Here is a 21,365-nt window from a genome sequence, read left to right on the forward strand (position 1 = left end):
CGCGCCCGGTCAGCGGCGACGACGCCGTCTGCTGGGGACCGCCCAGCCCGATCCGACGCCCGCCAGGTGCAGTGCGACGAAGACCAGTCCCGCGAGCAGCAGACTGATCGGCGTGAAGCCCGCGTCCGTGCTCGTGCTCGTGGCGTTGATGATGTACGCGATGGCGAAGATGACTGCCCCGATTGCGGCGAACATCCCGGACCTCCTGTAAGCCGGCCCTCGGGGCCGGCGGTGCTCGTGCGGTGCGGCGGCGCCGGGTGGCGTCCCCACCCACCGGTTGCCCCCGAACTCCCCCCTGACGCACACGGGTTCGAGCGCGCGCGGGGTCGCGCGCCCCGTGCGCCCCACCAAAAGCCGCGATCCGGATTTTCGGAAAGTATTCTCACTCGTTTCGGCAATAGTCAGCACTCTGTGTCACGGAAAGAATGAGGCCGTATCACCCGCTTACGGGAAGGACAGCACATGTCGGTTGATGCGGGCCAGGACACCGCACTCGGCAATCCGCACGACGACCAGGCGCGTACGAGTCTGGACACGTCGGCCGCCAGGAATCTGGCGACGACCACCAAGTCCGCCCCGCAGATGCAGGGCATTTCCTCCCGGTGGCTGCTGCGCGTACTGCCCTGGGTGCAGGTCAACGCGGGCACGTACCGGGTGAACCGCCGGCTGAGCTACTCGGTCGGCGACGGGCGCGTGACCTTCGTGAAGACGGGGTCCGAGGTCCGGGTGATCCCGCAGGAGCTGGGCGAGCTGGCCGCACTGCGCTCGTTCAACGACGTCGGCGCGCTGACCGCGCTGGCGGACCGTTTCGTCCAGCGTGAATTCGCGCCGGGCGAGGTCATCGCCGAAGCCGGGACGCCCGCGGACACCGTCTATCTGCTGGCGCACGGCAAGGTCGAGAAGCTCGGCGAGGGATCGTACGGCGAGCCGACCCGGCTCGGAGTCCTCGCCGACGGCGACCACTTCGGCGACCAGGCGCTGCTCGGCGCCGACGGCGAGTGGGAGTACACGGCCCGCGCGGCCACCGTCACCACGGTGCTGGCCCTGCCCCGGCAGGAGCTCGAACCGCTGCTCGGACAGTCCGAGGCGCTACGCACACACCTGGAGGCGCACCGCGCGATCCCGCGGCAGCGCGTCAACAAGCGCGGTGAGGCCGCGATCGAGCTGGCGTCGGGCCACAAGGGCGAGGAAGCGCTGCCCGGCACCTACGTCGACTACGAGGTCAAGCCGCGCGAGTACGAGCTGAGCGTCGCCCAGACCGTGCTGCGCGTCCACAGCCGTGTCGCGGACCTCTACAACGAGCCGATGAACCAGACCGAGCAGCAACTCAAGCTCACCGTCGAGGCGTTGCGCGAGCGCCAGGAACACGAGCTGATCAACAACCCCGAGTTCGGGCTGCTGCACAACGCGGACTACGACCAGCGCATCCAGCCGCACGCGGGCCCGCCGCTCCCCGACGACCTCGACGAGCTGCTCAGCAGGCGCCGCGGCACCAAGTTCTTCCTCGCCCACCCGCGGGCCATCGCCGCCTTCGGCCGCGAGTGCACCAGGGCGGGCCTCTATCCCGACCCGGTGGAGGTGCACGGCCACACCGTTCCCGGCTGGCGCGGTGTGCCCATCCTGAGCTGCAACAAGATCCCGGTCAGCACCGCCCGTACCAGCGCGATCATCGCGGTCCGCAGCGGCGAGGACAACCAGGGCGTCATCGGTCTCAACCAGACCGGGCTGCCCGACGAGTACGAGCCGGGGCTCAACGTCCGTTTCATGGGTATCGACGACAAGGCGATCATCAGCTACCTCGTCAGCACGTACTTCTCCGCGGCCGTCCTGGTGCCCGACGCGCTCGGCATCCTGGAGAACGTGAACGTGTCCAACTGGCGCTGACCGCACGGCGGTTCTCCTGAAAGCGGCTCCCCTGCCCGGCCTGGCAGGGGAGCCGCTTCGTTGTGTCCGCCGGTCGCGTTCCCGGCCGTGTCCGCCGGTCGCGTTCCCGGCCGTGTCCGCCGGGGCGCGCGCCCTGGTCAGCGGCGCAGTACGAGGTCCCGGAAGACGTCGGCGGAGACGGCGAGTCCGCCGCCGAAGGGATCGTCGAGGTCCCAGATCAGGAACAGCAGGAAGGCGATGAGCGCGCTGAACAGACCGGCGAGCAGCAACTCCTTCGGTGAGCGCCGGATCTGGAGGGTGAAGATCAGTCCGACCGTCACCAGCGCGCCGGTGATCAGGCCGAACCACACCATCCCCGGCATCGTCGCGCCCACGCTCTGGCTGCGCGACGTGCGGGCCTCGTCGACGGCGGCGACCTCGTCGACCAGCGGCTGGTACGCCTGGGCGCCGAGGTCGGACGTGGGCGCGTACTGCGAGACGTCCTTGCGGAGCGTGTCGAGCAACGCGTTGCCCCGCGGCTCCAGTTCGCCGTGGTTCTTCATGTACGGCCACTCCTTGTCGGCCACGAACGCCGCGTAGGCGTTCACGTCCGCGCGGATCCGGTCGCGTACGTCAACGGGATACACCTGCGCCCGCGCGCTCACCTCGTGCAACGCCTGTGCCTCGGCGAGGACTTCGGCCTGTGCCCCGCTCCTCCCCTCCCAGACGCCGGCGATGGCCAGACCGAGCACGATCGCGTAGACCACGCCGATCATCATGACCATGTACTCGATGACGTCGGGTGTCTCCGACGGATCGTCGTCCTCGTGGACCTTGCGCGTACGCAGGACGACCACGCCGAGGACCACAGCGCAGACCGCGGCCATCGCGATCACCAGCGCCAACCACTGCGACATGCGGAAATCCCCCTTGTTTCACGTTCAGTTGTTCCTGCTGCGACCGGAGTTGGAGCCGGAGGAGCCGGGCCGCAGGACGGCGACGGCCAGCACGGCGGGCACGGTGGTGAGCATCATCGTGATCATCAGCGACCGGCGGTGCTCCTTCGGCGCCGCGACCGGCACCGGCGCCTTCTCCGGCCAGTGCACCGCCACCGGGGCGGCGGGCGGCGCGGGTTGGGACCGCGGCACCGGCGCGGGAGCCGGTACGGGTGCGGCGGTGGGTACGGGCTGCGGTACGGGTGCGGGCGCCGGGGGCTTCGGCGCGGGTCTGGGACGTGGCGTCACCGCCGCTTTCTGACTCGGCTTGGGAGTCGGGGTCGGGGTGGGTGTCGGCGTGGGCGTGGGGGTCGGAGTGGGGGTCGGTGTCGGTGTGGGCGTGGGCGTGGGGGTCGGGGTCGGTGTCGGTGTGGGCGTGGGCGTGGGCGTAGGAGTCGGGGTGGGGGTGGGAGTCGGCGTGGGGGTCGGTGTCGGGGTCGGGCACGGCTTCGGATGGTGGTGGTGGCGGTGGCAGAGCCACGTCCAGGGCCACTGGTCCGGCCAGTACCCGCACCAGGGCACATACGGGTCGGGGTGGTGGTAACCGGGCCCGTGATGATCGGGCCGGTGCCGTCCGGGGTCGTGGTGCCCGGGGTCAGGGTGATCCGGGTCAGCGTGGTCCGGGCCGTGATGACCGGGGTCGTGCCATACGGGCTCGTGGTGCGTCGGCTGGTGCCGTACGGGCTCGTGGCGGTCGGGCACACGGCTGGGCGCGGGCGAGGTCGTCGGCGCGGCCGTGGGCTCGGGATCGGTCCTGTGGGCGGGAACAGACGTGGGCGCGGCCGTACGCGTCGGTTCGGGCGCGGGCGCGGGCGCGGGCGCGGGTGTGGTCGTGGGAGCGGGATTGGGTGTGGGTGCCCGGGTGGGCGGGGACGTGGGACCGGGATCGGGCCGGGAGGGCCGCGTCCGTGTCGGTGCGGGTGTGGGTGTCGACGTCCGGGTCGGTTCCGGACCGGGCGACGCGCGGTGCGACGGCGCGGGCGACGGGGCCTCGGACGGTACGGGCGACGCGTGGTGCGACGGGTGACGGGACGGCTCGGCGGGGCATGACTCCGCTCTGCCGTGGCCCGCTCCCGCCGGGCACCGCGCGCGCGGCTCGGCCGAGGCCACCGCGCCGAGTCCCCACGATCCTGCCGCCATCGTCACGACAAGCAGCGCCGTCCAACCGCGGACGCGCCTCCCCCTAGAAGTGGTCACCCTTCATGGTCAGCATGCGCGCGGCACGTGCCGACGCTTCCCGCGACCGTTCCCCCAAAGGAGTAACGAAGGCGTCAAACCCTCGATTTTCCGCGCGAATCAGCGCCGCCCGCACCGGCCGCCGCGCGGGCGTGACCGGGCCCGACTCGCAGCGGTTGAGGACCAGTTGGGAGCGGTCGCGGGTGCCGGTCCCCCGCGCGGCGGGGCGCGTCAGGCGGGGTCGTGCGGTGCGGCGGCCCCGTCCGTACACGCGTCCGCGCGGGGGGTCAGCGGGAGGTCGGCCGCGACCCGGAATCCGCCTCCGGCGAGGGGGCCCGCCGTCAGGGTGCCGCCGACACTGCGGACGCGTTCGCGCATGCCGATCAGGCCGAAGCCGGGGCCGAGGTCGGGCCCGTGGGCGGGGCCGTGGGCCGGGCTGTCGTGAGGGCTGTCGTGGGGGCCGAGGTGGAAGGTGGGTCCGGGGCCGGGCCGGGGACCCGAGCCGACGGCCGCCCCGCCGTCGTCGGTGATCTCGACCAGCAGCGAGCCGGGGCCGACGCGCACGGTCACCTCGGCCCGCGCCCCGGCCCCCGCGTGCCGGGTGGTGTTCGTCAGGGCCTCCTGCACGATGCGGTACGCGGCGGCCTCGACGGCGGGCGGGATGTGCGGGTCCGCGCCGCCGGAGGAAACACCTCGCGCCGTAAGCACGTGGAGCCGGGCCCCGGCCGGGCGGGCGAGGTCCGACAGCGCGGCCAGACCGGGCAACGGCCCCTCGTCGGCGGCCCGTTCGCCGTACCGCAGCACCTCCAGCGTGGTGCGCACCTCGACGCGGGCCGCGCGGCAGGTGTCCGCGATGCCGTCCAGCGCCTTGGACACCGCCGCCCGGTCGAACTCCTCGGGCGCCACCGTCATCACGTGCGCGGCCACCGCCGTCTGCACGCCGATCAGCGTGATGCTGTGCGCGAGCAGGTCGTGCAGGTCACGGGCGATCCGCAGCCGTTCCTCCGCCACCCGCCGGGCCGCCACCTCCTCCCGCGTCCGTTCGGCGCGCTCGGCCCGCTGCGTGGTCGCGGCCACCAACTGGCGGTGCACGCGCACGGTCGCGCCCGCCACCAGCACCGCCGCGATCCAGCCCGAGGTCCGCAGCGTGTCCACCGCTCCCCCGGCGTCCGAGACCCAGTCCGCCGCCACCGTGCCGCCGACGACCACCGTCCCGATGGCCGCCGCCCGCCACACCGGGCTCGTGGCCGCCGCCGTGAACAGCAGCGTCATCGAGCCCAGCACCGGCGCCGCGTGCGGATACCCGAGCGCGTGGTACGGCCCGAGGAACGCGACCGTCACCACCAGCGCGGCCGTCGTGTGCGTCCGCCGCCACAGCAGGGGGATCTGGCAGCAGACCAGCAGCGTCCAGCCCAGCGCGTCGGGACGCGTCCCCGGCGTCAGCAGGGCCAGCGGCACCGACAGCGCCGCCAGCCCCGCCGCGAGCGCCGCGTCCTGGCGCGTCACGCGGCGCCCTCGCGGGCTCACCCCCGTTCGCCCGGCGCCGGGCGGCTCAGGGCGCCGGGCCACCAGACCCGGCGGCGCAGCAGCAGCGCGGCCGAGGTCACCAGGAAGGTGCGGACGAGGAAGGTGTCGAGCAGGACGCCGACGGCGATGACGAAGCCGAGTTCCGCGAGCTGGACGAGAGGCATGTTCATCAGGACGGAGAAGGTCGCGGCCAGGACGACACCTGCCGAGGTGATGACGCCGCCGGTGGAGTGGAGCGCACCGAGGGTGGCCTCGCGTGGCCCGGCGCCGTTGAGCGCTTCTTCGCGCATGCGGTGCATGAGGAAGATGCCGTAGTCGACGCCGAGGGCGACGAGGAAGACGAAGGAGAGCAGCGCGAGTCCTGGATCGGTGCCGTGGAAGCCGAGGACCGGGCCGAAGACGAGGCCGCCGATGCCCAGGGCGGCGCCCCAGACGGCGACGACCGCGACGACGAGCAGCAGCGGCGCGACGAGGGACCGCAGCAGGAGGACGAGGATGAGCAGGACGGCGGCGAGGGTGATCGGGATGACGATGCCGCGGTCGCGCTGGTTGGTGTGCTGGAGGTCGAGCTGCTGGGCGCTGGGGCCGCCGACGTAGGAGCCGGGGAGTCCGGCGCGCAGGGCCTTGATGGTGGCGGTCTCGGCCGCGGTCTGCGGCGGGCCCGCGGTGGTGACGAAGAATTCGCTCCAGCCGTCGGCGGTGCGCCCGGCGCGCACGTCGGTGACGCCTCGGGTGGAGTGGGCGGCGGCCCGCGCGGCCTCGGCGCGGTCGGCGGGCGCGATGACGGCGACGGGACGGCTGCCCTGGTCGGGGTAGGCCGCGCCGAGAATCCGCATGGCGGTGATCGCGTCGGGCTCGCTGCTGAACATGTCCTGCTGCTTGACGCTGCCGGGCAGGTTGAGCACGCCGACGGCGAGGGCGCCGAGCAGCAGCACACCGCCGACGAGCACCGCGACCGGCCTGCGGCCGACGCCGTCGCCGATCGCGACGAAGGCGCCGCGCCGCTGCTTCGGCTCGCTGCCGTGGGCGGGGATCAGCGGCCAGAACACGCGGCGGCCGAGGACGACGAGGACGGCGGGCAGCAGCGTCACCATGGCGAGCAGCGCGCAGACGACGCCCACGGCGGCCGTCGGGCCCATGCCCCGGCTGCTGTTGAGGTCCGCGGCCAGCAGGCAGAGCATGCCCGCGGCGACGGTGCCCGCGGAGGCCAGGACCGCGGGCGCGGCTTTGCGCAGGGCGGTGCGCATGGCGTCGTACGGGCGCTCGGTGCGGCGCAGTTCCTCGCGGTAGCGGGCCACGAGCAGCAGCGCGTAGTCCGTGCCGACGCCGAAGACGAGGATGGTCATCACACCGGAGCTCTGGCCGCTGACGGTGACGCCGAACGCCTGGTTGAGGCCGTAGGTGACCGCCATCGACAGCACGTCGGCGGCGCCCGCGCAGATCAGCGGGATCAGCCACAGCACGGGGCTGCGGTAGATGAGGATCAGCAGGACGGCGACGACGAGGACCGTGGTGTAGAGGAGCGGGCCGCCGAGCGCGCTGTAGACCTCGGCGCTGTCGGTGTCCAGGGCGCCCTGTCCGCCGACCTTCACCGTCAGCCCCGAGCCGCCCTTGGCGACGTCCCTGACCCCGTCCACGAAGTCGGTTCTGGCCTGGGAGTCCTGGCCCGGCGCCGTGGTCGACATCGGGTACATCAGCGTGGTGCCGTCCTTGGACGGCACGGCCCGCGGGGCGTCCCCGGTGAGCCGGTTCGTACGGGCGATCTCGGCGGTCTGCCGCGCGGCGGTGGCCCGGTCGGCCGCGGTGAGGCCGCCGTCGCGGTGGTAGACCACGACGATGTCGGTCGTCTCGCCGCCGGGCAGCGACGCCTGGATCTTGGCCGCCCGCGTGGAGTCCGCGCTGTTCGGCAGGTAGTCCACGACGCTGTCGCGCTGGACGTCACCGAGCCTGGCGGACAGCGGTATCGCGACCGCCAGCACCCCGACCCACAGCGCGAGCATCAGCCACGGCAGCTTCCGCGCCCGGCCCCCGCCCGCCCCTGCGCCCGGCGGCGCGGCGCCCCCGTCACGTACCCCGCTGACCTGCTCCGCGGTCCTCATCCCGGCCTCCCCTTGCGACGAACGACTGATCGCCTCCATCGTCAAGGCGTGACAGCCACGGAACGTCGCGCCAGCGGCGGACATCGCCGTACCCCCGCGGGCGGTACGGGCCGCGCCGTTACATCCATGGGAGTACGGACGCGGGCCGGTCGGCCGGTGTCCCCGGCCCGGTGTCAGCGCAGGTGATCGGGGAGTGCCGCCTTCGCCGCCTCGAACAGCAGGGGCCAGGGGAAGTCGTCCGGGGCGTCCTGGCCGGGCGGGTGGGGGACGAAGCCGCCCTCGCCGTAGAGGACCCTCACCCCGGCCACGCGCAGTTCGTCGACCGACCGGTCGAAGGCGGGGTGCCGGGCGGTGGCGGTGTTCACGCACGGCATCGTCACCAGGGGGATGCCCTTGCCGATGGCCTCGGCCGCGACGCCGACGACGAAGTGGTCGGTGATCCCGAGCGCCCACTGGTTGATCGTGTTGAAGGTGGCCGGCGCGACGGCGATCACGTCCGCGGGCGGCCAGACGTCCGGCTCACCGGGCTTCTTGTACCTGCTGCGCACCGGGTGTCCGGTCAGCTTCGTCAGCTTCTTCGTCTGGGTGAAGAGCCAGTCGGCGGCGGCGGGCGTCAGACCGAGGCAGACGTCCCACCCGGCTCGTTGCGCGCCCTCGACGACCGAGGCGATATCCAGTACCGGGGGTGCGGCGGAGCCGAACAGATAGAGCACGGGGCGCGTCATGACCCCACCCAACCCCGACCGTGACGGGCCACGCAACCGCCCCCGGCCGCCGCGCACGGGCCGGGGGCGGCACACGGAGCGGGACAGGGAAGAGGCCCCTGTCCAAGGACGCTGGACAGGGGCCCGGGGGCTTCCGAGGGTGGGCGTGGACGGTTTCGAACCGCCGACATCCGCCTTGTAAGGGCGGCGCTCTACCACTGAGCTACACGCCCTCGGTGAGTTCGACGTCACAGGTTACCCTGCCCTGGGGCGTGATCAGCAACCACGGGGCCGTGGGGACCGGGCGGTGTGTTCGGGGCGGCCTGGTGGGAGGATGGGTCCGACGGTGGTCGGCGGCGATCTGCGGGGAGAGAGTGTCACGGTGACGACGGCACGTTCGTGGTGGCGACGCGGCGACAATCACCGTGCGGAGGCGCAGGCGGCGAAGGACGCCGCGTCACAGGCGTTCTACGAGCTGGACACGGCGCAGCGCGATCTGGAGATCTCGATAGAGACGATCTCGGCGGTGGACGACTCCCCCGAGGCGCGCCGGGCGCTGGCCGGATTCCGGTCGCTGGGCGAGCGCATCGACCAGGTGAGCGCGGCCTACATCAACACCGTGGACGCGCACGACATCGACCGGGACGAGCTGGACGCGGGCACGGCGGCGCGGGCGCGCACCGAGCTGACGAAGGCCAAGGACGAGCTGGACAGGGCCAAGACCGAGCTGGAGCGTTTCTCCGCGGGTCTCGCGCCGCTGCTCGGCAAGGCGGAGACGCAACTCGCCCGGCTGGCGCCCGCCGTGGAGCGGGCCAAGCAGTCACTTCTGGCGGCGACGAACGCGCTGGACGGGGTCCGCGCGGTCGGGCTGAAGGCGGACGACCTCGCGGCCCGGCTGGCCGCGCTGGCACCCGAGCTGACCAGGCTGAACGAGGGCGCGAGCAAGCACGGCGTGCAGGAGACCGTCCAGCGGGCCGACGATGTGCGCCGCAAGGCGGACGCGGTGCGGACCGAGGCGGAGCGGCTGCCCGAGCAGGCCAGGGAGATGGACAAGCGGCTGGTGTCGCTGCGCACGCGGGTGCAGGCGCTGGCGACGCGGGCCGAGGGCGTGGACCCGGTGCTCAGCGAATTGCGGCGGCGGTTCTCGCTGGCGTGCTGGCAGGACCTCCAGCAGGTGCCCGAGCGGGCCGCGCAGGCGGTACGCCAGGCGGAGACGGCGCTGGCCGAGGCCCGCAAGGCGCGGGACGAGCAGCGCTGGCCGGACGCCACGTCACGGCTGGCGACGGTCAGGGCGCTGATGGACGACGTGGAGGGCGCGGTGTCCGCGGCCGGTGACCGGCTGCGGCAGCTCAACGAGGTGAGCAAGGACCCGAAGGGCGAGGTCGAGAAGACCCGCTTCGCGATCCGGGACGCGCAGCGGCTGGCCATGCAGGGGCGTTCGACGCCGGAGCCGCGGCACGCCCGCCCGCTGGACGACGCGGTGGCGCGCCTCGACCGCGCGGTGGCCGCGCTGGAGGGCAGGCACCCGGACTACTGGGCGTTCCTCACCGAGACCGCAGCGGTGCGCGAGACCGCGAACCGCGTGGTGGCCAACATCCGTGAGGACCGCGCGGCCGGGCGCTGAGCACCCCTGGCCGGTCTCCTGCTCCGGCGACCGGCGGTACGGCCGGACCGGCGTTGTACGGCCGGACCGGCATACGTACGATCCGACCGCCGCCCGTACCGGCCCCCGTCCCGTCCGTTCAGCTACAGCAGCCGCCACCGCAGCATCCGCCGCCGCCGTTGCCGCTCGCCGGGGCGGGACCGGCCGACGACGAGGACGAGGACGACGAGGAGCCGACCGCGACCGTCGAGAGCAGCTTCACGGTGTCGTCGTGACCCTTGGGGCAGACGGTCGGGGCGTCCGACTGGGACATCGGGCGGCGCAGCTCGAAGGTGGAGCCACAGGTCTTGCAGCGGTACTCGTAGCGAGGCATGGGCCCAGGGTAGCGGGGACGCGGCCCGCGGAGGGCGTTCATCCACAGGTCACCCGGCGTCGCCGGCCGCCGGGAACGATGCGCCGGACTTCGCGCACTGCCGCCCGCTGCCGCAAGCCCCGCGCCGCCGGCCCGTGACCCGGGGTGACCCGCGCGGAGCGCCGGATTCCGGACCCCGGCCTATCCTGGAGGAGCAGCGGCCTCGATTCCCCTTCAGCGAAGGAGGCCGGTCATATGCGACTCGACGATCATCTGCCCGTGGACCACAAGCTGAGCCAGATGTACCGCTTCGGCGCCGGTCTGATGGGCCTGATCCTGGTCGTCTTCGGGATCCTCGGACTCCTCAACGGCGTGTCGTTCCTGTCCAAGGCGGGCGACCGGATCGCCGGGCTGAACTCCAACGGCGCGCTCAGCACGATCTCCATCGTCATCGGCGTGCTGCTCTTCGCCGGGATGGTGAAGGGCGGCAACTTCGCCTCGACCCTCAACATCGTCGTCGGCGTCGCCTTCCTGCTCAGCGGGTTCGTCAATCTCGCCCTGCTGGACACCGGCAGCAACCTTCTGGCGTTCAAGATGTCGAACGTGCTGTTCAGCTTCGCGGTCGGCGTGATGCTGATGTTCTTCGGCATGTACGGGCGGGTGACCGGCGGGCTGCCGCACGACAATCCGTACTGGCGCAAGCGCCACCCCCAGCAGGCAGCCCGCGAGGAGGAGGCCCGGGCGGCGGTGACCACCCGGCGGCCGCCTCCCCGCGGACTGCCGCAGCACTGACCCCGTGACGGTCCTGCCGGAGTGACTACTTCTTACGGGCCAGGGTCAGGCCGTCCGCGACGGTGAGCAGGACGTCGTCCACCCGGTCGTCCGCGCGTACGTGGTCGTTGAACGCGCGGATGGCCGCGGCGCCGCCGGTCGCGTCCTCGTCCACGACCTCGCCGTGGAAGAGCGTGTTGTCGACGACGAGCAGGCCGCCCGGGTTCATGCGCGGCACCAGCTCCTCCCAGTAGTCGGTGTAGGACCCCTTGTCGGCGTCCAGGAACACCAGGTCGATCCACTGGCCGCCGGGCAGCGCCTTGAGCGTGTCGATGGCCGGGGCGATCCGCAGGTCGACGCGGTCGGCGACGCCCGCCTTGGCCCAGGCGTCCTGGCCGACGGCGGTCCACTCCTCGGAGACGTCGCAGGCGATGAGCCTGCCGTCGGCGGGCAGGGCCTGGGCCATCGACAGGGTCGAGAAGCCGGTGAAGGTGCCGACCTCCACGATCTGCTTGGCGCCGGTCAGGCGGACGAGGAAGGCCAGCAGCGGGCCCTGCTCCTCAGCGGTCTGGAGCCCGGCCACATCGGCGAGGCGGGCGTGCGTGGTCTCGACCAGTTCCCGCTGGACGGCGTCCAGCGGCGGGTTGTGCGCGAGGACGTATCCGTAGAGCTCGGGTGTGAGCTGCGGGTTCTTCGTTTCGGACAAGGGTCTTCTCCCTGGTGCGGCGCTCAGGGCCCGTCCGGGCCCTAGGGTGACGGAATGCTCGTGGATGACGCGGTCGCCTTGGTCCCCAGCATTCCAGGCCGGAGGGCTCTGCTGGGGCTGGCGGGCGCCCCGGCCGCCGGGAAGTCGACTCTGGCGCGGCGGCTGGTGTCCGGGGTGAACGACCGGGTGGGCGCGGGGACGGCCGCGTATGTGCCGATGGACGGGTTCCATCTGTCCAACGCGCAGTTGGACCGGCTGGGGCTGCGGGACCGCAAGGGCGCGCCCGAGACGTTCGACGTGGACGGCTACGTCCACCTGCTGCGGCGGCTGCGCGGTGACCGTCAACACCCGGTCTACGCGCCCGACTTCGACCGGCGCCTGGACGAGCCGGTGGCGGCCGGGCTGGTCGTCGCGCCCGGTGTCCGGCTCGTCGTCACCGAGGGCAATTACCTCGCCGACGACGGTGCCGGGTGGGAGCAGGTCCGTGACCTGCTGGACGAGCTCTGGTATGTCGACGCGCCGCGTCAGCTGCGTGAGCGGCGGCTGCTGCGACGGCACGTGCGCGGGGGCCGCAGCGAGCTGGAGGCCCGGGCCTTTATCGCTGCGAGCGAGCGGCCCAACGCGCGACGCATAGAGCGCTCCCGCGCCTATTGCACCCGGGTGGTGGCCCCGGGGCATTGACCCCGGACCCCGAGGCGGTTCCTCTCCGCCGGGGCGCCGGCCACGCGCTGTTTTTGGGGGCGCGGGGAACTGCGCGGCCCGCCCCCACCGGGCTGTCAGCCCGAGAACAGACAGCGTCTGCCCCGCTGGGGCCGGTTTTCAAGGCGCGCCACCGTCGGTGGCTGGTCGCGCAGTTCCCCGCGCCCCTAAAAAACAGGCCCTGCGCAACGCCAGCGCACCAGCCCCGCACCCCCAAAAAACAAGGCCCTGCGCGGGGGCGGCGTTAGAGGGCGTTGCGCATCCGCAGGATGATCTCTTCGCCGGCGGCGACGCCGACCGTGGCGAGGCCGGTGACGTGGGGGGCGGTCCAGCCGGAGTCGGCCAGCTCGCCGTGGCCGGGGCGCCAGCCCTCATCGGCGGCGAGGAGCAGATCGGCGTCGAGGAGGGAGTCGCCGGCGGCGAGGACGCGGTCGGCGCCGGTGCGGCGGACGACCTCGGCGAGGGCGGCGGACTTGCTGAGCGGCAGCGGCACGGCGTAGATCTTGCGGCCCTGGAGGGAGACGGTCCAGCCGCGGGGTTCGGCCCAGGCGGCGAGTTCCTTGACCCAGCCGGCGGGGAGGCGTTCGCGGTCGACCACGAGGTAGGCGAAGAGGTCTTCCGCGATGCGCTCCTTGCGCAGCCACGCGGGGTCGGCGGTGGCGGCGAGGTGGGCGCGCACCTCGTCCAGCGGCGCGGAGCCGTCGGCGAGACGGCGGCGGATCTCGGCGTTCCAGTCGTGGTCGGTGCGGCCGTCGACCAGGAGGTGGCCGCCGTTGGCGCAGATGGCGTACCGCGGCTGGGGTCCGGGCAGGCTGATCCGGCGGTACTGCTTGCGGGTGCGGGTGGTGGAGGGCACGAACTGCCCGGCCTCCGCGGCGAGTCGCACCAGCAGCGCCGCGGCGGTCTCGGTCATGTAGGACAGCGGCTTCGCCTCGTGCACCTCGACGCAGAGCAGGCGCGGCGCGTGCTCGTCGGCCATGGTGAGGGCGAGCGCCGCCGTGGAGTAGATCAGGGTGCGGTCGAGGTCGCTGGCGACCAGCGTGCGGTTCTGACGGGTACTCACTTCGCGTCCACCGCCTTGCCGTCGGTCCCGGTGGCCCCTCGGGTGTAGCGGGGGTGGATGAGACCCACGCAGGAGTACGGCAGCCCGTCCACCTCCTCGACCGGTACGCCGCGCTGTGCGGCCAGCAGGCGGACGTGGTCGAGGTCGGCGCCGACGCCGCGCTGGGCGAGGATCTTCCAGGGCACCCGGCGCAGCAGCACGCGGGTGGTCTCGCCGACGCCGGGCTTGACGAGGTTCACGTCGCCGATGCCGTACTCCTCGCTGATCCGCTCGACCGCGGCCCAGCCCGCCCAGGTGGGTGAACGGTCGGCGGAGCGCAGCGACTTGACGTCCTCGGCGACGGCGTCGCCGACCCGGTCGAAGGCGGCGGTGACGGTGTCGAGGAAGAGCCCGGAGACGTCGGCGCCCGCCAGCTCGCGGTAGAACTTCGCGCCGTGGTAGTCGTCGGGCCCGGTCAGGTCGGCGCGCAGCACGGTGCGCGAAATGAGGCCGGAGACCGTGGAGTTGAGGCACGCGGAGGGGATCAGGAAGTCGTCGCGGGTGCCGTAGGTGGACACGCAGCCGCCGGGGTCGGCGAGCACCGCGATGTCCGGGTCGAAGACGCCTTCGCCGTCGAAGTCCTTGACGGCTTCGGCCAGTTCGCGGGTGATGGCGCCCTTGCCCGTCCAGCCGTCGACGAACACGGCGTTCGCCGCGTCGTGGTGGGCGGCCAGCCAGCTCAGCGCGTTGCGGTCGATGCCCCGGCCGCGGACGATGGAGACGGCGTAGTGCGGCAGGTCCAGGCCGTGCGCGTGCCGGGCCCAGCGGCGCATCAGCACGCCGACCGGGGTGCCCGCGCGGGCCAGCGAGACCAGGACGGCGTCCGGGCCGCGCTCGGCGAGCACGAGTTCGGTGACGGCGCCGACCGCGCGCGCGATGCGTTCGGCGGAGCCGTCGAGGGCGGCCTTGAACAGGTCCTGGTACGCGGCGCTCGGCTGGTACTCGACGGGCAGCGACTCGGCGTAGTGCGCGCCGCCGCTCTGGATGGCCTCCTCGCGCTCCTCGGTCGGCGCTTCCAGCTCGACCTCCGACAGGTCCTTGAGCAGCCAGCCGACCTCGTCCGCCGCGTACGACGAGAAGGCGGGGCCGCGCAGGGGCTCGGGCAGCGGTCGGGCGGTGGCGCTCACAGGGGCGGGGCTCATCGGTGCGGCGTGTCCGTTCGGTCGGGGACGGGACTCGGTTCCGGCGGTGAGCCGGGACCGCAACCGGGCGTGCAGCCGGGGCCGCGGCCGGTAGGTGGGGACGACGGCGACCAGTACGCGGTCGGTGTGCGCGGCGAGCTGGGCGATCAGGCCGCCGGGCCCGTACAGCTCGGGGGTCTCGCCCGCGGAGTCGATGACGCAGACGACCGCGTCGAAGCCCGCGCCCGCCACGTTGTACGCGTACCGGTCGCCGGGGCCGTCGCTGGGCTCGTCGTGGGCGGGGAACACGATCCGGCTGCGGATGGCGTAGCCGGGGTCGTCGACGGCCAGCACCGGCGAGCGGGTGGTGGTGGAGTAGCGCACGTCGAGAGCGCCGCCAGGGGCCGCCTGCGAGCCCCCAAGGCCCGCGTCCGCTGCGGCGGTGTGCCGCCCCAGGCCCTCAAGGCCCGCGTCCGCTGCGGCGGTGTGCCGTCGCAGCGCCTCCGCCAGCCGCAGCGGGGCGTACATCAGCTCCTCGTTGCCGAGGACGAGGACGCGGCGGGCGCCGGGCGGGAGCGCGGCGGCCAGCCGCTGTCCCATCGCGGGCAGCGCGGCCTCCAGGGCGGCGCGGTGCTCGGGCAGGAAGCCGTGCCTGCCGCCGTCCGGCACCCCGGCCGGCCAGTCCAGCTCGACGTGCGTGAGGTCGTAGTAGTCGGCGGGCGCGGGCGGCGGCGTCTCGTGGGCGGCCACCAGGGCCTGTCCGCGCTCCAGCACGCCCTCGGGGAGCGTGACGGCGCCCGCGACCAGGGCGACGACGTCCACGCGGGCGCCGAGTTCCGCCGCGAAGTCCTCCAGCCGCGCCTGGTCGGCGGCGGACCGCATGTCGGTCAGGGCGACCACCACATACCGCTCGCGCGGGTGGCGTCCGTGCAGGTCACGGATGGTGTTGAGGATGGTCTGGCCGGTGGAGAACTCGTCGTCGACCAGGACCAGCGGGCCGCTGCCCGCCAGCAGCGCCGGGTCCTCGGGGAGCAGCAGGTGTCCGGTGGCGTGGCTGTGCTCCTCCTGGAAGCCGCCGCCCGCCGCGACGCCCGCGACCTCGCGCCGGGTGGAGTGCAGGTACGGCACACCGCCGACGCCGTCGGCGACGCAGTGGCCGAGTCCCGTCGCGGTCTCGGCGTAGCCGAGGACCACGGCGTCGGCGACCGCGTCCGGGCCGAGCAGGTCGCGGACCCGCTCGCCGAGCGCGTACGCGGAGCCGTAGACCGCGCGCGGGTCCTGCGGGACGTGCTTGCCGAGGATGTTGGAGACCAGCAGGTGGGCGCGCTTGGGGTTGCGGCGCAGCGCGAGGCCGAGCACTCCGTGCAGGCCCTCGCCCACCAGGCCGATGCCCAGCCGGTCCGCGACCCACTGGCCCGGCCAGGGCGTGTGCGTTGCCATGCGGTGCTTCTCTTCCGTTCGGTGCGAGCGCGGCGCGGGGGCCGTGCTCAGGGCTGGGCGCGGCGCCGGGCCGTGCTCAGGACTGCGCTGGAGGCTGTTCCGGGACCGCGCTCAGGACTGCGGCAGGCTCGCCGCGAGCAGTTCCACGAAGCCGATGTCCTCCTGGGCGACGCCGAAAACCTCGGCGCGGCGCATGGTGCGCTCCGCCCAGGCGCGGTGCGGCTTCACCTCGTTCATCTTGTTGGTGTACGCGGACCGCATGACGCCGCCGCCGGAGCGGTCCTCGTCGAGTATGTCGGCCGCGTCGCAGAACTCCTCGTGCGTGACGACGCTCAGCGCGTGCACGACGGGCACGTGGGTGGGGTGGATGCAGGTCTTGCCCTGGAGGCCGTTGGCGCGGTCCAGCTCGATCTCGCGGAGCAGGCCGTCCATGTCGCGCTCGATGAGGGTGTCGCGCAGGTCCTCGGCCTCGGGGGTGAAGGGGCTGCGGCGCAGTTGCGGCTTGAACATCCGCTCGTGGTGCCTGAAGTACTCCCAGACCGGTCCCGTCACGGTGAAGCCGCTGCCGTCGGCGCGGCCGAGGACGTTGACCACGTCGGCGATCACCGAGGCGACGATCTGCACGTCGTAGGCGGTCATCGCGGGGGCGCGGCGCAGGCCGTAGGAGGAGCAGAAGTCGGTGACGCCCAGGCGCAGGGCGAGCACCCGCTCGCGGTATTTGTCGACCGTCCTGGATATCCCGTAGAGCGTCTCGACCCGGCTCTCCAGGTGCAGGAGCTGCGGGGACTCCAGTACGGGCATGGCGAAAAGGCGCCGCCCGCTGGCGGCCTCCGCGTGCGCCATGGCCTCCAGGAAGGGGACGCCGGTCTCCTCGGTGAACTTGGGCAGCACGAATCCGGACAGCAGTTCCACGGTGCCGCCGAGCCGTGTCACCAGGTCGGTGATCTGCGCGGGCGTGCGGACCCGGATGAACAGCAGCGGAAGGGCCGCCTCCGGCCGGGTCGCGAGATCGGCGAACTGCCGGACGAGATTGGCCTCACCTGCGACGACGTCGCGGTCGTCGATGGAGTCCTCCAGGCACAGGACCATCGACACCACACCCCGGGCGGCCTGCTTCACCACGTCGTCCGCGAGCTGCGGGCGGGTGGCGGGGCTGTAGAGGGTGGCGCCGAGGGCGACCGCGAGCATGCGTGCGGGCGAGTCGGCAGTGAACTCCTGCGGCTCGCGGTGAAACAGTTCGCTCCTGGCTTCAGGAGCGAGGTGCCCGAAGTGTCGCATACGCCCCATTTCGAGGTAGTGAGCCCGATGATATCTGGCCGATTATCGTACGTGCGAGCATGGGGTAGAGGTTCCCTCCACACGTGAAAAACAGGTAACCGCGGCGGGTCCACCGCGTGACCGTCCCGCCCGGCGTTGTGGCGCACGCCACGGGGAGGGCAGGATGACCGGTATGACGCACGTGATGGTGAAGGGCTCGAACACCCCACTGGACGCCCCCGGAATCCGGGCGGTACTGCGCTGGACCCCGGCGTCCGGTTCCCCCGATGTTGACGCCTCCGTGCTGCTGCTCGGTTCCAACGGCAAGGTCCGCTCCGACGCCGACTTCGTCTTCTACAACGAACCGCGCCACCCCTCGGGGCTCGCCCGTCACCTGCCCAAGAAACGCGTCTCCGGCAGCCTGACCGACACCGTCGAGGTCGACCTGGCCGCCCTCGGCTCCGACGTGGACCGCGTCGTGATCGTCGCCTCCTGCGACGGCGGCCCCTTCGCGCAGGTCCAGGACCTGTGCGTGCTCCTCTACGACACCACGGGGCCGCAGCACGCGCCCGTCATCACCTTCGAGGTGCGCCCCGACACCGGCTACGAGACCGCCCTGAACTGCGGCGAGATCTACCGCAAGGACGGCGGCTGGAAATTCCGCGCCCTGGGCCAGGGGTACGACACCGGTCTGGTCGGCGTGGCCACCGAATTCGGCATCGCGGTGGACGACGTCGAGGGCGGCGACTCCGACCGTACCGCCGTACCGGCCACGACCGCGCCGCCCACCGTCTCCCCGGCGGCGCCGCCCACGGCCGGGCCGGTGTCCCAGCAGACCGCGCCGTACGCCCAGGAGCCGGAGCCCGCGCCCACCAGTGCGTACGGATACCCGCTCCAGGCTCCCTCGCCCGGCCACGTGCCCGCACAGCCCGCCTACGGCTACCCGCAGCCCGTGGCGGCCACCACGGCCCCTGCAGTCCACCAGCAGCCGCAGCAGGGCTACCCGGCGTACGGCTACCCGCAGCCGGTGGCCGCCGCCGCCAACGACGGCGGCTTCCAACTGCCGCCGCAGGGACCCCAGTTCCAGTCGGGCAGCTGACCCGCGCGGACAGCGCGCCGGACGCGGTCAGACCTTGGACTTGTAGCCGCGGCCCCACTGGAGGCCCCAGCCGTAGAGCCGGTCGATCTCGGCCTGGAAGCCGTAGACGTACCTGACCTCGCGGCGCACGACCAGCTCGCCCTTGCGGTTCTCGATCAGCACGACGGCGCACGAACGGGCCTGCGGCTCCCGCTCGTTGAGCGGGATCTCGATGCGCGGGCCCGAGGTCGGGAAGATCTCGACCTTCGCGTGCGTGCGGTCGAAGGCGGGCGTGCCGTCGTAGATGTAGACGAAGACCAGCAGCCGCCGGAATTCGTCCCGCTTGTCGAAGTTGATGTACAGCGTCTCGCCCGAGGTGCCGCCGAACCGGTCGTCGCCGCTCATCTGGATGTACGGCGGCGCGTCCAGGTCGCCCAGCAGATTGCCGAGCGGCTGGACAACTCCCTTGCTGCCGTCGGCCAGTTCGTACATGCAGGCCAGGTCGAGGTCGACATTGACCATGGCGGGTCCGGCCGCCTGCACCACGCGCGGTTTGAAGACGTCGAGCTGGCGGCGGAAGAACCCGCCGTTGGAGGTGGCCCAGCCACCGGTGTCGGATGTCCGCATCGACCACGAGAGGTTGACCCGGAGGTTGCCGACGGCCGCTCCCTGCTTGGACAGCGACACCATCGGGTGCCGCTTGGTGAGTTCCACGGTGTGCGCGTTCGCGACGTCGAACTGCTGCCCGCCGCTCGGCCGCAGAAAACTCCACCAGGCCATCTGCCCTCGCCCTCCCCTGACATGAGGCTGCCCCCGCCGGACGGCGGGGGCAGCGCTGGCGCGACCGGGGTCAGACCCCGCTCGCGACTTCCGCCTTGTCGTCGTCCTTGTCACCGTCCGGTTGCCCGGAGTCTTCCCCGAGTCGGCGGTTGCGTACCACCGAGGACCAGTACGAAGCGGCGATCAGCACCACGCCGACCAGACCGGTGATGACCTCGCTGACGTCGTACTTGATCGTGACGAGCAGGATGACGGCCAGCGCGCCGATCGCGTAGTGCGCTCCGTGCTCCAGGTAGACGTAGTCGTCCAGGGTGCCCTTGCGGACCAGGAAGACGGTCAGCGACCTGATGTACATCGCGCCGATGCCGAGACCCAGCGCGATCTCGAAGATGTCGTTGCTGACCGCGAAGGCGCCGACGACACCGTCGAAGGAGAAGGACGCGTCGATGACTTCGAGGTAGAGGAACATGAAGAACGCGGCCTTGCCCGCCAGGCCCACGACCTGTCCGGTGCTGACGCCGTTGCCGTTCTTCGCCGCGACGGGCTCCGCTCCGCCCGCTTCCGCGCCGTCCTCGTCGTCCGCGCCGTCCTCGTCGTCGTCCTCCAGCCGCTCCTCGAAGAAGCTGGAGACACCGCCGACGATGAGATACGTGAGCAGGCCGCCGACGCCCGCCAGCAGCACCGTCTCACCCTTGTCGATCGTGCCGTGACCGCCGTGCAGCGGGACGCCGGTGGCGACGGTGGTGGCGGCGACGAGCAGCGCGACCAGCGCGACCACGACGGAGAGCATGTCCAGCTTGCCGACCTTGGCCAGCGGCTTCTCCAGCCAGCCCAGCCAGGTGATCTCCCGCTCCTCGAAGATGAAGTCGAGGAAGATCATCAGCAGGAACATGCCGCCGAAGGCGGCGATCGCCGGGTGCGCGCCGGTGACCAGCGCCTCGTAGCGGTCGTGGTCGTTGATCGCGACCCTGACCGCTTCCCACGGACTGAGCTTGGCCGTGATGGCGACGATGATGATCGGGAAGACGAGCCTCATGCCGAAGACGGCGATCAGCACGCCGATGGTGAGGAACATCTTCTGCCAGAAGGCATTCATCTTGCGGAGGATGCCCGCGTTGATCACCGCGTTGTCGAACGAGAGTGAGATCTCGAGGACCGACAGGATCGCGACAATGGCCAGGCCCTTCCAGCCCCAGAGGACGCCGGCCAGGGCGAGGCCGGCGGCAGTGATGCCGAACGACCAGCCGAATGTTCTGAGGAGCACGAGCTACCTACCTATTTCCCTGATGATCACGAGGACCCCCGCGAGGTACGCGGCTTTACGAAACGTTGACCCCGAAGTCTAGGGCGATGCCGCGCAGTCCGGAGGCGTACCCCTGACCTACCGCACGGAACTTCCACTCGCCGCTGTAGCGGTAGAGCTCGCCGAAGATCATCGCGGTCTCGGTCGAGGCGTCCTCGGTCAGGTCGTAACGGGCCAGTTCGGCGCCGTCCGCCTGGTTGAGCACCCGGATGTACGCGTTGCTGACCTGGCCGAAGGTCTGGGAACGGGCGTCGGCGTCGTAGATCGAGACCGGGAAGACGATCTTGTCGACGCGCTCGGGGACGAGGCTCAGGTCCACCAGGATCGTCTCGTCGTCACCGCCGGTGCCGCCGACCAGTTCGTCGCCGGTGTGCTCGACGGAACCCTCCGGGCTCTTGAGGTTGTTGTAGAAGACGAAGAACTCGTCTCCCAGGACCCGGCCGTTGCCGCAGAGCAGCGCGCTGGCGTCCAGGTCGAAGTCGGCTCCGGTGGTCGAGCGGGAACTCCAGCCGAGACCGATCTGCACCTTGGTGAGATTCGGCGCGGCCTTGGAGAGGGAGACATTGCCTCCCTTGGCGAGCGTGACGCCCATCGTGTTTCGTTCCTCCCCGTCGCAGGGTGTGCTGGGTGGGTCCTGGGTGCTGGGTGGGCCCTGGGTCCGCCAGGGACGGGGGGGGGGCGGGGGGGGGGGGGGGGGGCGGGGGGGGGGGGTGGGGGGGAGGGGCTGTGGGAGGCAGCGGACTTCCGAGGGGTAGGCCTCGGCAGGTGTGCGGAATCTCTCTCCTCCTA

General features: G+C 72.3%; 19 protein-coding genes and 1 tRNA gene. 6 read left to right on the plus strand and 14 right to left on the minus strand.

What is annotated here, in order from left to right; genetic code table 11:
* Positions 1–9: 9 nt before the first annotated feature.
* Entirely contained in the window at positions 10–195 is a 186-nt protein-coding gene (locus ACZ37P_RS07965; protein ID WP_188285091.1) for a hypothetical protein, read from the minus strand.
* 267 nt (positions 196–462) lie between these two features.
* On the opposite strand from ACZ37P_RS07965, the gene ACZ37P_RS07970 reads away from it, so the two are divergent.
* Positions 463–1,884, plus strand: a complete 1,422-nt coding sequence (locus ACZ37P_RS07970) for a family 2B encapsulin nanocompartment shell protein (protein WP_355349985.1) — start codon at positions 463–465, stop codon at positions 1,882–1,884.
* A gap of 137 nt (positions 1,885–2,021) precedes the next feature.
* Here ACZ37P_RS07970 and ACZ37P_RS07975 read toward each other — a convergent pair whose 3' ends face one another.
* On the minus strand, positions 2,022–2,780 hold the full coding sequence (locus ACZ37P_RS07975) for a bestrophin-like domain (protein WP_391047327.1): 759 nt from the start codon (positions 2,778–2,780) through the stop codon (positions 2,022–2,024).
* 106 nt (positions 2,781–2,886) lie between these two features.
* Here ACZ37P_RS07975 and ACZ37P_RS07980 point away from each other — a divergent pair, with 106 nt between their 5' ends.
* Entirely contained in the window at positions 2,887–3,120 is a 234-nt protein-coding gene (locus ACZ37P_RS07980) for a hypothetical protein (RefSeq protein ID WP_467345525.1), read from the plus strand.
* A 1,145-nt stretch (positions 3,121–4,265) separates the two neighbouring features.
* On the opposite strand, the gene ACZ37P_RS07985 is transcribed toward ACZ37P_RS07980, so the two are convergent.
* The 4 genes from ACZ37P_RS07985 to ACZ37P_RS08000 all read right to left on the minus strand — a co-directional run bounded on the left by ACZ37P_RS07985 (position 4,266) and on the right by ACZ37P_RS08000 (position 8,597).
* Positions 4,266–5,540, minus strand: coding sequence for a sensor histidine kinase (locus ACZ37P_RS07985; RefSeq protein ID WP_467345527.1), 1,275 nt, complete (start codon positions 5,538–5,540; stop codon positions 4,266–4,268).
* A 17-nt stretch (positions 5,541–5,557) separates the two neighbouring features.
* Positions 5,558–7,561, minus strand: a complete 2,004-nt coding sequence (locus tag ACZ37P_RS07990) for an MMPL family transporter (RefSeq protein WP_467345854.1) — start codon at positions 7,559–7,561, stop codon at positions 5,558–5,560.
* 272 nt (positions 7,562–7,833) lie between these two features.
* Positions 7,834–8,385 (minus strand): flavoprotein, encoded by a 552-nt coding sequence (locus tag ACZ37P_RS07995; RefSeq protein ID WP_467345530.1) that lies wholly within the window; start codon positions 8,383–8,385, stop codon positions 7,834–7,836.
* Between the two features lie 140 nt (positions 8,386–8,525).
* A tRNA-Val gene (locus ACZ37P_RS08000) sits at positions 8,526–8,597 on the minus strand.
* Between the two features lie 149 nt (positions 8,598–8,746).
* Here ACZ37P_RS08000 and ACZ37P_RS08005 point away from each other — a divergent pair.
* The gene (locus ACZ37P_RS08005; RefSeq protein WP_355349974.1) at positions 8,747–9,988 is read left to right on the plus strand and encodes a hypothetical protein; all 1,242 of its coding nucleotides are present in this window, start codon (positions 8,747–8,749) and stop codon (positions 9,986–9,988) included.
* 118 nt (positions 9,989–10,106) lie between these two features.
* Here the strand turns inward: ACZ37P_RS08005 and ACZ37P_RS08010 are convergent, their stop codons facing one another.
* Complete coding sequence (locus ACZ37P_RS08010) at positions 10,107–10,340, minus strand: FmdB family zinc ribbon protein (RefSeq protein WP_391047336.1); 234 nt, start codon at positions 10,338–10,340, stop codon at positions 10,107–10,109.
* A 234-nt stretch (positions 10,341–10,574) separates the two neighbouring features.
* Here ACZ37P_RS08010 and ACZ37P_RS08015 point away from each other — a divergent pair, with 234 nt between their 5' ends.
* Positions 10,575–11,111 (plus strand): DUF4383 domain-containing protein, encoded by a 537-nt coding sequence (locus ACZ37P_RS08015; protein WP_355349968.1) that lies wholly within the window; start codon positions 10,575–10,577, stop codon positions 11,109–11,111.
* Between the two features lie 25 nt (positions 11,112–11,136).
* Here ACZ37P_RS08015 and ACZ37P_RS08020 read toward each other — a convergent pair whose 3' ends face one another.
* A complete protein-coding gene (locus tag ACZ37P_RS08020; protein ID WP_355349965.1) occupies positions 11,137–11,796 on the minus strand; it encodes an O-methyltransferase in 660 nt (219 codons plus the stop codon).
* Positions 11,797–11,850: 54 nt separating this feature from the next.
* Here ACZ37P_RS08020 and ACZ37P_RS08025 point away from each other — a divergent pair, with 54 nt between their 5' ends.
* Complete coding sequence (locus ACZ37P_RS08025) at positions 11,851–12,477, plus strand: nucleoside/nucleotide kinase family protein (RefSeq protein WP_401304263.1); 627 nt, start codon at positions 11,851–11,853, stop codon at positions 12,475–12,477.
* Between the two features lie 262 nt (positions 12,478–12,739).
* Here ACZ37P_RS08025 and ACZ37P_RS08030 read toward each other — a convergent pair whose 3' ends face one another.
* From ACZ37P_RS08030 to ACZ37P_RS08040, 3 genes are all read right to left on the minus strand, one after another.
* Positions 12,740–13,558: an HAD family hydrolase gene (locus tag ACZ37P_RS08030; protein ID WP_355349959.1), complete on the minus strand. Its 819-nt coding sequence runs from the start codon at positions 13,556–13,558 to the stop codon at positions 12,740–12,742.
* Positions 13,555–16,158: a phosphoribosyltransferase gene (locus ACZ37P_RS08035; protein ID WP_391160177.1), complete on the minus strand. Its 2,604-nt coding sequence runs from the start codon at positions 16,156–16,158 to the stop codon at positions 13,555–13,557. Before ACZ37P_RS08035 ends, ACZ37P_RS08030 begins: the two co-directional genes overlap by 4 nt.
* A gap of 111 nt (positions 16,159–16,269) precedes the next feature.
* A complete protein-coding gene (locus tag ACZ37P_RS08040) occupies positions 16,270–17,436 on the minus strand; it encodes an HpcH/HpaI aldolase/citrate lyase family protein (protein ID WP_355349953.1) in 1,167 nt (388 codons plus the stop codon).
* A gap of 163 nt (positions 17,437–17,599) precedes the next feature.
* On the opposite strand from ACZ37P_RS08040, the gene ACZ37P_RS08045 reads away from it, so the two are divergent.
* Positions 17,600–18,514, plus strand: a complete 915-nt coding sequence (locus ACZ37P_RS08045) for a TerD family protein (protein ID WP_355349950.1) — start codon at positions 17,600–17,602, stop codon at positions 18,512–18,514.
* A 27-nt stretch (positions 18,515–18,541) separates the two neighbouring features.
* Here ACZ37P_RS08045 and ACZ37P_RS08050 read toward each other — a convergent pair whose 3' ends face one another.
* The 3 genes from ACZ37P_RS08050 to ACZ37P_RS08060 all read right to left on the minus strand — a co-directional run bounded on the left by ACZ37P_RS08050 (position 18,542) and on the right by ACZ37P_RS08060 (position 21,168).
* On the minus strand, positions 18,542–19,273 hold the full coding sequence (locus ACZ37P_RS08050; RefSeq protein ID WP_355349947.1) for a TerD family protein: 732 nt from the start codon (positions 19,271–19,273) through the stop codon (positions 18,542–18,544).
* Between the two features lie 70 nt (positions 19,274–19,343).
* Complete coding sequence (locus ACZ37P_RS08055) at positions 19,344–20,537, minus strand: DUF475 domain-containing protein (protein WP_391160179.1); 1,194 nt, start codon at positions 20,535–20,537, stop codon at positions 19,344–19,346.
* Positions 20,538–20,592: 55 nt separating this feature from the next.
* Positions 20,593–21,168, minus strand: coding sequence for a TerD family protein (locus tag ACZ37P_RS08060; protein WP_355349942.1), 576 nt, complete (start codon positions 21,166–21,168; stop codon positions 20,593–20,595).
* Positions 21,169–21,365: the final 197 nt, after the last annotated feature.

This window comes from Streptomyces sp. NPDC024632 (genome assembly GCF_055559175.1).

What these genes read in the sequence shown, in the direction of transcription:
- ACZ37P_RS07965 (WP_188285091.1), bottom strand. Translation starts at nt 195, where the DNA reads ATGTTCGCCGCAATCGGGGCAGTCATCTTCGCCATCGCGTACATCATC.
- ACZ37P_RS07970 (WP_355349985.1), top strand. Translation starts at nt 463, where the DNA reads ATGTCGGTTGATGCGGGCCAGGACACCGCACTCGGCAATCCGCACGAC.
- ACZ37P_RS07975 (WP_391047327.1), bottom strand. Translation starts at nt 2,780, where the DNA reads ATGTCGCAGTGGTTGGCGCTGGTGATCGCGATGGCCGCGGTCTGCGCT.
- ACZ37P_RS07990 (WP_467345854.1), bottom strand. Translation starts at nt 7,561, where the DNA reads ATGCTCGCGCTGTGGGTCGGGGTGCTGGCGGTCGCGATACCGCTGTCC.
- ACZ37P_RS07995 (WP_467345530.1), bottom strand. Translation starts at nt 8,385, where the DNA reads ATGACGCGCCCCGTGCTCTATCTGTTCGGCTCCGCCGCACCCCCGGTA.
- ACZ37P_RS08010 (WP_391047336.1), bottom strand. Translation starts at nt 10,340, where the DNA reads ATGCCTCGCTACGAGTACCGCTGCAAGACCTGTGGCTCCACCTTCGAG.
- ACZ37P_RS08015 (WP_355349968.1), top strand. Translation starts at nt 10,575, where the DNA reads ATGCGACTCGACGATCATCTGCCCGTGGACCACAAGCTGAGCCAGATG.
- ACZ37P_RS08025 (WP_401304263.1), top strand. Translation starts at nt 11,851, where the DNA reads ATGCTCGTGGATGACGCGGTCGCCTTGGTCCCCAGCATTCCAGGCCGG.
- ACZ37P_RS08035 (WP_391160177.1), bottom strand. Translation starts at nt 16,158, where the DNA reads ATGGCAACGCACACGCCCTGGCCGGGCCAGTGGGTCGCGGACCGGCTG.
- ACZ37P_RS08040 (WP_355349953.1), bottom strand. Translation starts at nt 17,436, where the DNA reads ATGCGACACTTCGGGCACCTCGCTCCTGAAGCCAGGAGCGAACTGTTT.
- ACZ37P_RS08045 (WP_355349950.1), top strand. Translation starts at nt 17,600, where the DNA reads ATGACCGGTATGACGCACGTGATGGTGAAGGGCTCGAACACCCCACTG.
- ACZ37P_RS08050 (WP_355349947.1), bottom strand. Translation starts at nt 19,273, where the DNA reads ATGGCCTGGTGGAGTTTTCTGCGGCCGAGCGGCGGGCAGCAGTTCGAC.
- ACZ37P_RS08060 (WP_355349942.1), bottom strand. Translation starts at nt 21,168, where the DNA reads ATGGGCGTCACGCTCGCCAAGGGAGGCAATGTCTCCCTCTCCAAGGCC.